14 protein-coding genes are annotated in these 14,057 nt (G+C 44.4%); 3 read left to right on the top strand and 11 right to left on the bottom strand.

From position 1 onward, the window contains the following. From Q0230_RS10565 to Q0230_RS10530, 8 genes are all read right to left on the bottom strand, one after another. Positions 1–883, bottom strand: an 883-nt coding sequence (locus Q0230_RS10565) for a type II secretion system protein N (RefSeq protein ID WP_298609973.1), incomplete at its 3' end; no start/stop codon positions are given. After that, positions 880–1,368 carry a type II secretion system protein GspM gene (gene gspM / locus Q0230_RS10560; protein ID WP_298609972.1) on the bottom strand — a complete coding sequence of 163 codons (489 nt, stop codon included), beginning with the start codon at positions 1,366–1,368 and terminating at the stop codon, positions 880–882. The genes Q0230_RS10565 and gspM, both read right to left, overlap by 4 nt. Beyond that, positions 1,365–2,567: a type II secretion system protein GspL gene (gene gspL / locus Q0230_RS10555; RefSeq protein WP_298609970.1), complete on the bottom strand. Its 1,203-nt coding sequence runs from the start codon at positions 2,565–2,567 to the stop codon at positions 1,365–1,367. The genes gspM and gspL overlap by 4 nt, the downstream gene beginning before the upstream one ends. Before the next feature lie 42 nt (positions 2,568–2,609). Continuing rightward, on the bottom strand, positions 2,610–3,620 hold the full coding sequence (gene gspK / locus Q0230_RS10550; RefSeq protein WP_298609968.1) for a type II secretion system minor pseudopilin GspK: 1,011 nt from the start codon (positions 3,618–3,620) through the stop codon (positions 2,610–2,612). A gap of 33 nt (positions 3,621–3,653) precedes the next feature. After that, positions 3,654–5,600: a transglycosylase SLT domain-containing protein gene (locus Q0230_RS10545; protein ID WP_298609967.1), complete on the bottom strand. Its 1,947-nt coding sequence runs from the start codon at positions 5,598–5,600 to the stop codon at positions 3,654–3,656. 36 nt (positions 5,601–5,636) lie between these two features. Beyond that, complete coding sequence (rsgA, locus tag Q0230_RS10540; protein ID WP_298609966.1) at positions 5,637–6,533, bottom strand: ribosome small subunit-dependent GTPase A; 897 nt, start codon at positions 6,531–6,533, stop codon at positions 5,637–5,639. A gap of 42 nt (positions 6,534–6,575) precedes the next feature. After that, positions 6,576–6,887: a hypothetical protein gene (locus Q0230_RS10535; RefSeq protein WP_298609965.1), complete on the bottom strand. Its 312-nt coding sequence runs from the start codon at positions 6,885–6,887 to the stop codon at positions 6,576–6,578. Between the two features lie 12 nt (positions 6,888–6,899). Continuing rightward, positions 6,900–8,141 carry a M48 family metallopeptidase gene (locus tag Q0230_RS10530; RefSeq protein WP_298609964.1) on the bottom strand — a complete coding sequence of 414 codons (1,242 nt, stop codon included), beginning with the start codon at positions 8,139–8,141 and terminating at the stop codon, positions 6,900–6,902. Between the two features lie 96 nt (positions 8,142–8,237). Between Q0230_RS10530 and orn the strand changes: the two genes are divergently transcribed. After that, positions 8,238–8,783 carry an oligoribonuclease gene (gene orn / locus Q0230_RS10525; protein WP_298609963.1) on the top strand — a complete coding sequence of 182 codons (546 nt, stop codon included), beginning with the start codon at positions 8,238–8,240 and terminating at the stop codon, positions 8,781–8,783. A 21-nt stretch (positions 8,784–8,804) separates the two neighbouring features. Here orn and gloB read toward each other — a convergent pair whose 3' ends face one another. After that, positions 8,805–9,590, bottom strand: coding sequence for a hydroxyacylglutathione hydrolase (gene gloB / locus Q0230_RS10520; protein WP_298609961.1), 786 nt, complete (start codon positions 9,588–9,590; stop codon positions 8,805–8,807). A 160-nt stretch (positions 9,591–9,750) separates the two neighbouring features. Here gloB and gmk point away from each other — a divergent pair, with 160 nt between their 5' ends. After that, positions 9,751–10,365, top strand: coding sequence for a guanylate kinase (gene gmk / locus Q0230_RS10515; RefSeq protein WP_298609960.1), 615 nt, complete (start codon positions 9,751–9,753; stop codon positions 10,363–10,365). On the opposite strand, the gene Q0230_RS10510 is transcribed toward gmk, so the two are convergent. Both Q0230_RS10510 and rluB read right to left on the bottom strand, forming a co-directional pair. Next, on the bottom strand, positions 10,366–10,746 hold the full coding sequence (locus Q0230_RS10510) for a hypothetical protein (protein ID WP_298609958.1): 381 nt from the start codon (positions 10,744–10,746) through the stop codon (positions 10,366–10,368). A 105-nt stretch (positions 10,747–10,851) separates the two neighbouring features. After that, positions 10,852–11,769, bottom strand: a complete 918-nt coding sequence (rluB, locus tag Q0230_RS10505) for a 23S rRNA pseudouridine(2605) synthase RluB (RefSeq protein ID WP_298609957.1) — start codon at positions 11,767–11,769, stop codon at positions 10,852–10,854. A 300-nt stretch (positions 11,770–12,069) separates the two neighbouring features. Between rluB and Q0230_RS10500 the strand changes: the two genes are divergently transcribed. Then, positions 12,070–13,896: an ABC transporter ATP-binding protein/permease gene (locus Q0230_RS10500; RefSeq protein ID WP_298609956.1), complete on the top strand. Its 1,827-nt coding sequence runs from the start codon at positions 12,070–12,072 to the stop codon at positions 13,894–13,896. The last annotated feature ends 161 nt before the right edge of the window (positions 13,897–14,057 follow it).

Below are 14,057 nucleotides of genomic sequence, written 5' to 3'. Positions count from 1 at the left end.
GAGCTGGAGCTGGAGCTGGAGCTGGAGCTGGAGCTGGAGCTGGAGCTGGAGCTGGCACAGTTTGCGTTGCTGGATCAGCTACGGCTACCGCTGCAGGTGTTGCATCAAACTTTAAAGCAAGCTGTCCATTGTGCTTAAGTTGCACACTACCATCAGTTTGTACAGAGCCTAATAAACTCAAGCCTTGGGCAATACTTGGATCAGCCTCTGCTGAAGGCTTAAGAAAAATCTCTGCGGTATATAAACCATCTTTCTCAACATCTACTTTGCCGTCTAACACAATTTTGGCTTGATCGGATTGCAAAGCAATATTCAAAGCCTGCTTGCCACTGCCCTCTCTAACACGTGCGCGATATTGCCCACCTAGATTCACCGCAATCGGGGTTTGCACACTGCCCTCATCCCAAATCAGCGAGCCATTCATAATCGGCATCGTTTCCCGATCCCAATGAATATCATCAACAATAGCGCGAAAAGTACCGCCCAAAGCAATGGGTAAATTTTGCAAAGCTGGATTAACTTGGCCTAAAGCAGCAGCAGGCAACTCTAAATTCAAGGGTGAGCAAGCTAAATTAGTATTCCAAGCCAAACCACATTGGCCTTTTAGATGCACTGCTTGAACATTACCTTCCATATCGGCGGCAAACATGCCACTGAGTAATTTGCTGGGGGCAAACTTCCAAGTTAAATCCGTAATTTGCGCTTGAGGTGTAGTCGCCTTAGCAATCTTACCATTCCACAAACTACCACTTACCCCAGCAAAGCTAAGTTCTGGCCTAGCCTTAGTCGCTTGTTGGGTAAAAAAACTCAAAGGTGCTAACACTGCTAAAGACACTGTGAAGCTGGTAAGACCCGCTAAAACCCAAAATACTTGTTTTTTCATCGTTCTAAAGTCAGTTGCAAACCTGCTAAACCCGGAGCAGCCCCCGGAATAAGCCCAATGGTTGTCGCATAAATCGCATATTGGGTTTCAAGCTCAGCCAGAAAAGCAATCACTTGATCAAACGGCGCATTATCTAAACGAATATTGACACCCTCTTTACCTTTGGCCTCAGAACGTACCAAAATCTCGGGCTTATCTAATTGATATTTCTGTAAGACGGGCGTAATCGCGATTTGTACACTAGTCGTGGTATCAATAGGTTGCCGAGTGCTAGCAGCAGCTTGATCAGCAACTAGTTGTGCTTTCGCACTTTTCAGTAAACTAGCATCTTCAGCAGCCGTCACTAAATCAGCGGTAACTTGGTTTTTATATTTCACCAGCGGTTTCCACGCATAGAACCACAGCAAAGTGGCTAAAATAATGGTGACACCCATAATTAATAAATAGCGTTCGCGTTCGGAGAGCGCTGAAAACCAAGCTTTCATGTATTTTCTCCTCCAGCACCTAAGGTCACTTCGCCGCGTACCACATTATTGGCTTGTGTAGACTTCACATTGACCTCACGCCCCAATAAAGTGGTTAATCCTTGGCCAATACGTTCAGTCGCTTTTAAGTCGGGGGTTTCAAACACTACACTTAAACGTCCATCCCGCGCCCGGATTTCGGTAATTTTTAAGCCTTGCTCTTGCTGAAAAACTTTACCCACCATCGTCAAATAAGGTAAAAGACTAATCTTGTCGGTCGCTGCTGGATTCAGAGCTTCAAGTTTCGCCATTTCTGAGGTAGCTCGCGAGCGCAGAGCACTCACTTCAATATCTTTCACCTCTGGAAAGATTTCATGAAACAAGGCTAAATTTTGCTGCTCAGCGAGTTTCAATTGTTCAGAACTGTGCCAAATATCCATTCCTTGAATACCCGCCCACACTGCACCACAGAAGATTGCTAAACCTGCCGCTAGCTTCCAACGCCGCCAATTGCGGTTGAAACTAGACATACTGTCATCTTGATAACCGGCGAGCAGGTTCAAACCCATGCCAGCCTGTAAGCTTTTCTGCAATAAATGATTAGGTTGAGGCTCTGGCAAAATAGTAAAAGCTTGCTGCCAATCGGCCGGCTGATCCGTGTACAGCTGCAGTTTGCGCTCCTGTAGTTCCGGATCAAACAAGCTATTCACTAATAAAGATAGAGAAGCCGCAGGACAACTAAAGCCACTCAAGGCATCAGTGCGTACCCAAGCCTGCCCTTCGCGTTGCCACAAAGTAGGCATCGCCTCATTCACTGGCAAAGCAAACACATCGGGTAAAATAGCCTTGGCACGCAGTTTTTGTTGCTTTAAAAGTTGCATCCAAGCCTTTAGACGCTCCCGCTCAATGACCGCAACGGCTAGGGTATTATCGTTTTCGGCTTGCCACACAAAATGCTGATCTTCAACCTCGCCGACTAAGCTTTCTTCTAAAGCATAAGGCAAGGCTTGTTTTAATTGGCGAGTATTCGTAGTCACTAAGACAGTGCGTGTCAGTAGCACATCAGCGCTGGGAATTAATAAAATAACTGGCTGATTACCATTAAGTTTATTAACTTGCTCCCAAGTACCCGAATGCCATTCCCCTGCAACAGCATTGCCGTCCAATTTTGCATACGCAAACTCGGTATCTTGAGGTGTTTGTAAACGCAGGATCAACATAAGTAATTATCAACTAGTTATTCATACTAAAAGTAGCAGGGTTTAGGATGCTTCTGGCTCAATTTCAGGTGGTGGACTCACTCGATTAAACTGACGCATTATCACATGAACCTTTCCTTCTGCTGAGCGAAATAACACACTATTCAAAAACAAGCGGCTTTTCCTTAAACGCACTTCCCCACTTAAGCGAAAATAATTCGAACTTACCCCTAATAAATTTTTTTGCTCTTTAGTCAAACCTTGGACTAACTGCTGCAAAGCCTCCACTGATTTAATCGGAGTGTCATTACGCTTTTGTACTATCGCTTGTAATTGTGGATCAGTTAAGCCGATTGCAGTCAATACATTTGCAGGCGCTGTATTTACATTTATCGAGGTTGTTGTTGGTAGAGCAGTGATCAATGGCATTAACTCAGCCAGCAATGTTTTTCTTTGCTCATTGTCACTCACATCATCTAACTTAATCAGATAAAGCTCTTTAGTATCTAAAATTAAGGCATTACTGGCTTTATACGGTTTTTCTTGCAGTAAATAATAATCAGATTCAGCACTATTACTATTGGTTAACTGATCATCTGGGTCAACCCAATCGACAATAGCATTAGCAAAATTAGTCGGTGATAAATCGATAGAGACTAATATCTGCTGAAAAACTTTCATCATCGAGGGGCTTGGTTTTTTAGTCTTGACATCATAAAGATTATTCACATTAAAGTAGGCTTGCAGATCATCAATTTTAACTTGGAGCTCGCCAATCGGCTGTCCATTATCATCATCAATCGGCTTCGGATCGATTTTTTGCGCCCAATTATCTTTCAAGCTATCGTAAGCACCATCCTTGGTTTCTTTAATATCTGCTGCTAACCAAACACCCGCCATTTTTTCTGCTGCATAGGCATATTGATAAGTTTGCTCCAAATCTTGCAAATTATTGCTTAGACGAATGCTATAGCGCTGCTGCACAAAAATAGAGGTAACGACAATCACTGCTAAAGCCACAATAAGCAGCGCAGTGAGCATAGCTACACCTTGTTGTCGCCGCTGCGACTTCATGCCGAAACATTCTCCCGTTCAATTCCAAGCCGTTTATTTGGCTGGAATCGGTTGCAAGCGCATTGATAAACGCAAGTGTTGATCTTTATTGAGCTTATGATCATAGACCGTGGTATAAGCCATCACTGCTCGTACATATTTACGCGTTTCATCAAAGGGAATACTTTCCACCCATTGATCAGCTGCAAGCATTTGGGGTGGCGCCCATTTAGGAATCCGCCCTGGCCCTGCATTATACGCTGCTGTTGCTTGTGCATAATTTCCAGAGAAGCGCTTTAACATATCACGCAGATAGGCACTTCCTAGCTTAACATTCAGATCTGGTTGCAAAATATCCTCTTTTGCAACCAACTGCATGCCCATCTGCCGACCAATATCACGCGCGGTTCCGGGCATTAATTGCATTAAACCTAAAGCCTTAGCATTGGACTCTGCACTTGCATCAAACGCACTTTCTCGACGCATAATACCTAGAATCCACTCGGGGCGTATACCCTGCAAGCGTGCTTGATCCATTACAATTTGTTCATACATCAAGGGAAAACGCACATCGACGCTATTCCAATCTCTGACCTTAGAGACTGTCCAAATCGCTAAATTGGCATCGTTTTGCCGCAAAGCTAATTCAGCGGCAGCCAATACCCCTTCCTTGTCCATCGCTTGCAACAAACGAAACCATTCTTTACGTGCCTGACTGCGTTCACCTAGCGCATTCCACTCTTGCCAGCGCTGATAAACCGCCAATTTCTGCAAGCCTTGAATACGTTGGCTACGATCCGGTGGAGTTTGATCTAAATTTGTATAGTCTTGCCCAATCCGATCTGCAGCTAAAAAGCCGTAATAGGTCGAATTCTTTGCTAAACGTTCATAGACCGTTTGTGCCTCTGCGGTCTGTTTTAACTTTTCTAAGGAGCGTGCTTGCCAATAAAACCAAGTATCCCATTCATCATCGCTACCTTCAGCCGCTTCTAAAGCAATAGAAGACTCCAATAAAGCAGGCCAATCCTGTAAGCGCATCGCTAAACGGGCTAGCCACACATTCCCTTCTTTCGTCCGATCCGCTACTGCAATTCGCTTTAAGCGCTGCAAGCCGTCGTCATTATGTCGCCAGGCTTCCCACATGCCTAAACGACTTTCAACCTCGCCCCTCTCCGCACTAGTGAACTTAAAAATCGTTTGAGCTTGGGTCCAAAGTGGTAAAGCGGTTTCTAATTTATCATCGGCAACTTCTTTAATAGCATCGACAATAATGGCTCGTAGTTGTGGACTATCAGTTTGCGTGAATAACTCAGGCAATTTTTTTGTGGGTGAAGCACGGGTCTCTAACCAGAGTTCGAAGAATTTTTTATCTTCTTCAGTTAAATAGGGAGTTAAGTCACGGGCGGCACTTACACGATTATTACTCATTAATAATTTAATACGCTGCCAATAATCGCTATAGCCCAGAATCTTATTAGTTTGTAGCTGTAAGAGCATACTTGCGCAATCATTAGGGAAATCTTTTTTCGTTATCTCCCAAATAGCTTTGGCTTGTTCTAAACCCTGATTGATTCGCCCGGTATTTAATAAAGCCTCTGTGCGATAGCATTGCGTCGTCAGTTGCTCAGGGTTATCTGGAATAGTATTTAATAATTCTGCCCATTGGCCTTGAGCAGCCAAACGCTCAGCTAAGCGCGCACTGAAACTATCGCCCATTAAAGAATTTGGATTATTCTGCACAAACTTAGCTAAACTAGCGTCCGATACTTGTGCTAAATCAGCCGTCAAGAGTTGTGCTTCCAACCAAGTTGCTAAAGGGTAATCTTTGAGTTGTGGCACTAACAGGCGAGCCTCCTCGACCTTACCAGCTTGTAGTGCAGCTCTTGCGGTTTGGAAATTAATCCGTTGCTCTTCGAGAGTACTGGCCTTGAGACTTTGCGTTAAGCTCAAGCAGCTGAGCAAACAGCCTATACTCCAGTTGAGCTTAAAACGATCCTTCATCACTCTAATAAACTCTTGGGATTAGCCAGTTTTAAATTAGTTATTAATTTGGCTTTTTAATAGGGTTAAATAACGCTGATAACGTCGCGGCGGAATTTCTCCGACCGTGAGTGCCGTCTTTATAGCACAACCCGGCTCATGTTGATGAGTGCAATTATTAAATCGGCACTCCCCTGCAAAGCGAGAAAATTCTGGATAACCGGCTTGTAATTGGCTTACGGTTAATTTCGGCAGCGGAAAATCGCGCACACCTGGCGAATCAATCAAGCTTGCCTGACCGGGCAAATGATACAGACTCGATACCGTAGTAGTATGCCGACCTTCACCTGTTTCGCCAATTTCACCCACTCGAATTTCTTCTTCAGGAACTAGTTGACTAATCAAGGATGATTTACCCACACCTGACTGACCGGCAAAAATAGCAGTTTTACCTTGAATGGCCTCTTCAATTTCAACCAATCCCTCACCCCCCTTCGCTTGGGTATGAACAATTTGATAACCAATCTCAAGATACTCACGCAAACAAGCTTCGTGTTCAGCATTCGGATAAATATCGCGCAAATCCGCTTTATTAAAAACAATCAGAACTTCAGCGGGTAGTAAATGTGCTGAAATTAAATAACGATCCAGCATTTCCCAATTCGGCTCAGGACGCCAACTACTCACAACTAGCAGAATATCAATATTGGCAGCAACCGCACGCAGCTTACCGCGAAAATCAGGGCGCTCGAGGACATTTTGGCGGGGTAAAATAGCGAGGACACTCGCATTACCCTGCTGTTCCACTTGCCAACGCACATAATCGCCACAAGCCACATTTTCTAATTTGCGTCGAGTGGTACAGCGTAGGTGCTCACCACTCGCGGTTTCTAGAATGAGTTCAGCTCCATAACGGGTGATAACTCGACCAATATCCTGTGCAGTTTTCATCATAGGCCTTATTGTGAAGCAAAACTGCCAGAAAGCGAACTGAAACTATTGCGGTTTTGGGGTAGCAGAAGCAGGTGTTGGGAATTTGTAATACATTTGATTCAAATAAGAAACCACATCTAAGATTTGGTCATCGAACCAGTTAGTACTAAGATTAGCGTCGCAACGCCGCACTTGGCTTTCAAGTGCAGCATAAGTTTTTACTTTTCGCGTCGGACTGGTAAAGACTTCGGTCGTATGACAACTCAAACAGCGCGATTGCTCGAATAAGCGCTTGCCATTCATAGGATCAGGGGCGGCAGCGTGAGCGGACATACTAAGCACTAAACTAGCAGTGCAAAACGCGATGGATTTCATGGTTATCCTCGTTTAGGTCTGTTTCTGTAGATGAGCGATGCGGATCGCAGCCGGAGGATGCGAATCGTAAAATGCCGAGTGCAGCGGATCGGGTGTTAACGTACTGGCATTTTCCTTGTACAGACCTACCAAAGCGGCAATCAGTTCCGTCGCACTGGATTGTTGTGCTGCAAATTCATCAGCTTCAAACTCATGCTTACGTGAAAACCTTGCCATCAGCGGGGTAATAAAGAAAGTAAATACCGGACTAACGACCATAAACAGGATAAGAGCCATATAAGTGGATGGTTGTGAAACGCCTAAACTGGTATAAAACCAAGGCTGTTGCATCAACCAAGCCAAAACCCCAAAGCCTATTAAGGTCATCAATACGGACAAAATCATCCCCTTCACAATATGCTTGCGCTTAAAGTGGCCTAATTCATGGGCTAATACTGCTTCAATTTGTGTAGGAGTGAGATGCTTAAGCAACGTATCGAAAAACACAATACGTTTATTTTTGCCAAAGCCGGTGAAATAAGCATTGCCATGTGCTGAACGCCTTGAGCCATCCATCACAAACACACCTTTACTATTAAAGCCTGTACGCTCTAATAAAGCATGGATACGATTGGCCACTTCGCCTTCTTCTAGTGGCTGGAATTTATTAAATAAAGGTGCAATAAATTTGGGATACGCCCAAGTCATCAGCAAGGAGAATACGGTTAGCCCGACCCAAGCATAAATCCACCATGCACTTCCTGCTGACTCCATCAACCAGAGTACAAATAGAATTAGGGGCACGCCAATGGCTAAACCTAAAACTGTGCCTTTGAGCATATCCACTACAAAGGTTTTGAACGTAGTTTTATTGAAACCGAAGCGTTCTTCTAAAACAAAAGTGCTATACAGGGAAGAAGGTAGATCAATCAGACTGGAAATAAAAGTCATGCTTAAAATCACGGCTGTACCTGTGAGTAAGGCTCCCCAGCCAAGACTACGCCAAACTTGATCTAACCATTCCAAGCCTCCACCCAAAGTCCAAGCTAACAGCACAATAACCCCCAGCATGAGTTGAATACGCCCAAACTGGCCTTTAGCCAAAGTATAATCAGCCGCTTTTTGATGCTCCGCTAAGGTGATTTTACCCGCAAAAGCTTCTGGCACTGCGTCACGATGCGTTTGTACCGCTTGCTTTTGGCGCAAAGACAGCCAGATTTGCACCAGAGTGGAGGCAAATAAAAAAATTAAAAAAATCAATGTAAAAGTTTGCATCAAGCCGTTTCCTAATTAGCACTTGAACTCAGTAGTGAGATTCAGGTAAATATCTGCGTCTTAGTTCATTTTTCAAGTAAACGAGTATAACAAGTCATGGCTGCCCATCAGGATAATTTGATCTGGATCGATTTAGAAATGACCGGTCTAGATACCCTCAATGATCTCATTATTGAAATTGCCACTGTTGTCACCGATAAAGATCTGCATGTTCTGGCTGAAGGCCCCGTGATAGCAATTCATCAAACAGATGCAAGAATGGCACAAATGGATGAGTGGAATCAAAAGCAGCATGGCAGCTCAGGGTTAATTCAACGGGTACTCGATAGTCAATGGACGGCTGAACAGGCTGAGCAAGCGACCTTAAATTTTCTTAAAGAGCATGTGCCAGCAGGTGCTTCACCGATGTGTGGGAATAGCATTTGCCAAGACCGGCGCTTTCTAGCCCGCTTAATGCCAGAATTAGAAAAATTCTTCCATTATCGCAACTTGGACGTGAGCACCGTGAAAGAACTAGCAAAGCGCTGGAAGCCGAGCATTTTAGAGCTATACACCAAGGAATCTCGCCATTTAGCGCTGGACGATATTTATGATTCGATTAATGAATTAAAATTTTATCGCCAGCACTTCATGAGCTTGTAAGGATTTTAAAGAGTAGACTGTTTAGTCATACTCGGTATCTTTCCAAATACGCAAAGTTGCGAAAATCTCGGCTTGCGTTTTCAAATCGCGTTTAGCCACTTTCTCTGCGCGCGCAATCACTTCAGGAATATGGGTGCGCAGGAAAGGATTGGTGAGAAATTCATTGCCTAGATTGAATGGCACAGTGGCACGTTTGGGAGTCTCTTCTTGTAATTGCCAGCACTCTTCTAAGCGAGCATCTAAATCTTTATTGTCCGGCTCGACCCACTTCGCAAAGCCAATATTATCAATCGTGTACTCATGCGCGCAGTACACTAAAGTCTCAGCAGGTAACTTCGCAATCCGCTGCAAAGCAGCATGCAGTGCATCTAAACTGCCATCAAACACGCGACCACAACCATTGCCAAACAAAGTATCGCCACAGAACAGGCTAGCATCACCATAATAGGCAATATGCCCTGCGGTATGCCCTGCTACATCCATTACTTGAAAACTTGTCTTTAATTCGGGTAAGTCCACCACATCACCTTCTTGTAGGGGATGTGTCATCTGCGGAATATTCTCGCGTGCAGGGCCGTAAACTTTGAGCTGAGGATAAACCTCTAATAGTTTAGCAATGCCGCCCACATGATCGCGGTGGTGATGAGTAATCAGCAAAGCAATCGGCTCAATCCCACGGTGCTCTAACTCCGCTAACACGGGCTGAGCATCGCCCGGATCCACAATTGCACCGAACTTACGCTCCTCATGGGTAATCAGCCAAATATAATTATCGGAAAAGGCTGGAATGTTTATGACTTGAATCATCGTTCTATGACCTCGCTTGCTTTTGCATTCTATGGGTTTTGATTAGAATGACGCTCCCTCAGTTTCTATACTCGCATCTTTGCCATTTTACTAGTAGAACTATTTCAAACGTATATTTTCAAGCGAATGCTTGGTGCTTAATTAAGAGGAATTCAAAACGATGAAACCTGGTCAGCTGTATATTGTGTCTGCGCCTTCTGGGGCTGGCAAAACTAGTTTATTGAATGCACTCTGCCAACAACTTAAGCATTTAACGATTTCAGTTTCACATACCACTCGCGCACCTCGCCCCGGCGAAGTCGACGGCGAGCATTATCATTTTGTAAATGTGGAAACCTTCCAACAGGAAATTGAGCAGGGCTTATTTTTAGAATATGCCCAAGTCTTTGATAACTACTATGGTACTTCAAAAACAGCGGTCGACTCACTCTTAACTGCGCGCAAAGATGTGATTTTAGAAATTGACTGGCAAGGCGCTCGTCAAGTGCGTGAGCGCGCTGATAGCATCATTAGTATTTTCATCCTACCACCTAGTCAAGCCTCTTTAGAAGAACGTCTACGCAATCGCAAACAAGACAGCGAGGAAATCATTCAACGTCGCATGCGCGATGCACGTAATGAAATCGCTCATTATTTTGAGTATGACTATGTAATCATCAATGATGACTTTGAGGATGCACTGGCTGATTTAGTTGCCATTTTCCGTAGCGAGCGCTTACGTCTAAAACGCCAGCAATTGCATCACGCCAATTTACTGGCTGAATTAGTGCAGTAACTACAGCACTTGCACGGTGTAATGCAAACTCACTGATTCATGCGCTTCTAGCTGATCAATTTCAGCTTGTAATAGCTGATTGTTTTGCTGTGAAACGAGTGCTTCAATCAGTTCAGAGCTGGCTAAATCCTGCTTTAAAGCGGTGTAGTTAGGTATCGGCAAATTAAGTTTCACCGCTTGAGCAACACTACTGCCGCTATTACTAATTTTTACTTGATAGCGGATACATTGACCGGGTTCAGCACTAGCTGTTTCCACTAAACCAATCCCCTGGCAAGTGGGATCAAGCAGTTGCCTGAGTGTTAACTCCACTTGTGGTTGTGCTATTGCTTGGTAACTCAGTAAGGCTAAGCCCAGACAACAATATTTGGGGTTCAACATCGCCAGCCCTCCCTAAAAAGCTTGAGGGCTAGCATGGTCTTAAATGAATAGAATTTATAATGATGCGTAGATTAAACGTTCAAAATAGCCGCTGAACCTGAATGCTTATTTGGGTCGATTAAAATCTCTACGAGCTGGGCGCTGTAGCTTGCTGCTGGCATCAGCAGATTTTTTAGTCGGGTTGCGCACTTTATTATAGGGGCTAGGCGAACGGGGCTTGTTTTGCTCTTTTGACGCTGGTCGATAAGCCGAAGGTTTTGTAGTTTCGGTAGGAGCAACTTCCTCAAAGCTCATCCCAACTGACTCATACAAACGCCGTAGTGTTTTTACATCCAACTCTTCATACTGCCCACCGCGTAAAGAGCGTGGCAAACTCAAGAAGCCATAACGTACCCGAATCAAGCGGCTCACTTTTAGCCCTTGTGATTCCCATAAACGTCGCACTTCACGATTCCGTCCTTCTGCCAGTACCACATGATACCAATGATTAGCCCCCTCACCCCCACCTTCCAGGATACGCAAGAAATGTGCTGGGCCATCTTCAAGTTGTACACCAGATTGCAAGCGTTGTAGCATTTCATCCGTAACCTCACCCAAAATACGCGTTGCGTATTCGCGTTCCACTTCTGATGAAGGGTGCATGAGTTGATTTGCAAGCTCACCATCCGTCGTGAACAGCAATAAGCCATCGGTATTCACATCCAAACGGCCAATCATGATCCAACGGCCTTGGCGTAGATGAGGTAAGTTGTCAAATACAGTCGGGCGACCTTCTGGATCGTGGCGAGTACACATTTCGCCTGCTTTTTTGTGATACATGATGACTTTAGGTGTCGCCCGCAGCTTAGACTCTAAATGCAAAGTTTTACCACGCACAATCACCTTATCGCTTTCACTAATTGGCTGGCCGAGTGCTGCGACTTTGCCATTAACCAAAATCTCGCCTGCCTCAATCCAACGTTCAATCTCACGGCGCGAGCCATAACCTGCACGGGACAGCAGCTTCTGAATACGTTCTTTCATCTCTACTACCTTTAGATGCCAGCCGTGCTGGTCAGAAAAATCCTATTATGACACAAGCACTCGCTTAAGCAGTTGGTTAAATATTAATCATTATTCAGAGTGCATTCACCTTGATCTGTGTAAATTTCGCGCCAATCAATAAATCTAACTAATTCAATAGATAAACCGCTAGAGGTACAGCCCTGCTCTTAGGACGGGGCTGTTTTTAACTACTGCCGAAATACCCTGCTAAACTTTATCGTTTGTGACACCCCTAATGAACCGGCGTACTATTACCAGCCTTGTTCTATAGGGTTTGATATGCACTCCATGATGATGCCGGCTGCACGCACCGAACGTGCTCATACTGATCGCCGCGATTGGCACAATTTAAAATCCATGTTGCCCTTCTTGATTGATTTTCGTGGTCGAGTTTTTTTTGCTTTAGCTTGCTTAGTGGCTGCCAAACTAGCGAATGTAGGCATTCCGGTTGTATTAAAACTAATTGTGGATAGCCTCGAAAATAAGCCTCAACAGCTTGTAATTTTACCGCTCAGCCTACTCTTTGCTTATGGTGCTTTACGTTTGGCAGGGGCTTTATTCAATGAACTACGTGATACTGTATTTGCACGAGTGCGCTATCACGCGATTCGACAAGTCTCGGTGCGCGTCCTTGAGCATCTACATAAATTATCGCTGCGTTATCATTTAGAACGCAAAACGGGTGGAATTGCACGGGATATTGAACGTGGTACTAGCTCGATCAGCACCTTGCTCAACTATCTGGTGTTTAGCATTGTACCGATTGCAATTGAATTCACTTTAGTCGCAGCGATTCTACTGCATAACTATGCTCCGATTTTTGCTTTAGTGACTTTCTCAACAGTTGCTGTCTATGTAATTTTTACGGTGAAAATCACCGAGTGGCGCATGGATCATCGGCATGCTATGAATCGTCTCGACTCCCAAGGTAGCAACCAGTCCATTGATAGTTTAATCAATTATGAAACGGTCAAATACTTCAATAATGAGCAACTCGAACTCGAACGCTATAACCGTACTTTGGCCGAATGGGAAGATGTGGCGGTCAAAAGCCAAACGTCCATGTCAATTCTCAATTTTGGGCAAGGTGCGATTATTGCGGTTGGCGTCACTATGATTATGTTTTTGGCCACCAATGGAGTAGTCAAAGGCACGATGTCTTTGGGGGACTTGGTGATGGTGAATGCTTTTATGCTGCAATTATTCATCCCCTTAGGTGCGCTAGGCATTATGTATCGCCAACTGAAATACACGCTGGCAGATATGGATATGCTCTTCCATTTGCTGGAAACACCCCCTGAAATTAATGATCAAGAAAATGCATCTGAGTTAAAAATCCAGCAAGGTGAGATTCGTTTTGAGCAAGTTGATTTTGGCTATACCCCAGAGCGGCAAATTTTAAATAAAGTTTCGTTTACCGTGCCTGCAGGTAAAAAGGTGGCTGTTGTGGGGCATAGTGGTGCGGGTAAGTCGACTTTATCGCGCTTACTGTATCGTTTCTACGATGTGAATAGTGGGCAGATTTTGATTGATGACCAAGCTATTCGCGCAGTGACGCAACATAGCTTACGCAAAGCGATTGGCATTGTTCCTCAAGATACGGTGCTCTTTAATGATAGCATTCGCTATAACCTACAATATGGCAATCCACAAGCGACCCAAACTGATTTAGAACAAGCCGCAGAAATGGCACAGATTCGTAGCTTTATTGAAAGCTTACCTGAAGGCTGGAATACCGTGGTGGGAGAACGGGGTTTGAAGCTATCAGGTGGGGAAAAGCAGCGAGTAGCAATTGCACGGGCAATTTTAAAGCAGCCACCGATTTTAATCTTTGATGAAGCTACTTCATCACTCGATAGTGCGACTGAACAAGCTATTCAGAAGACTTTAAATGAAGTCGCAGGACAACACACTACTCTTATGATTGCCCATCGCCTTTCGACCATTGTGGATGCTGATCAGATTTTAGTAATGGAAAAAGGTCAAATCGTTGAGCAAGGAACACACACTGAATTACTGAGTCAAGCAGGAATTTATAAGCAAATGTGGGACTTACAGTTGCATGAGCAAGATGAAAAATTAAGCTTAAAGGCTGCTGATAAATAAACTTGGTAAGAATTCATACATTTTTATCAGCGGAATCGAAAAAAGCGTCTACACTCAATATCGCAGCTCAAACATATTCTGAATGTTTGAGCTGCAGTCTCTACGCTAAAAGGTCAAGGTAACATGCACGGATAGCTACCTTCGGGACGCCACGGATGGCT

The organism is uncultured Thiothrix sp., assembly GCF_937876535.1.
In the GTDB taxonomy this organism is placed as follows: domain Bacteria; phylum Pseudomonadota; class Gammaproteobacteria; order Thiotrichales; family Thiotrichaceae; genus Thiolinea.
The sequence above is the reverse complement of the archived record's forward strand: the minus strand, read 5'-3'. Positions and strand labels throughout refer to the sequence as shown.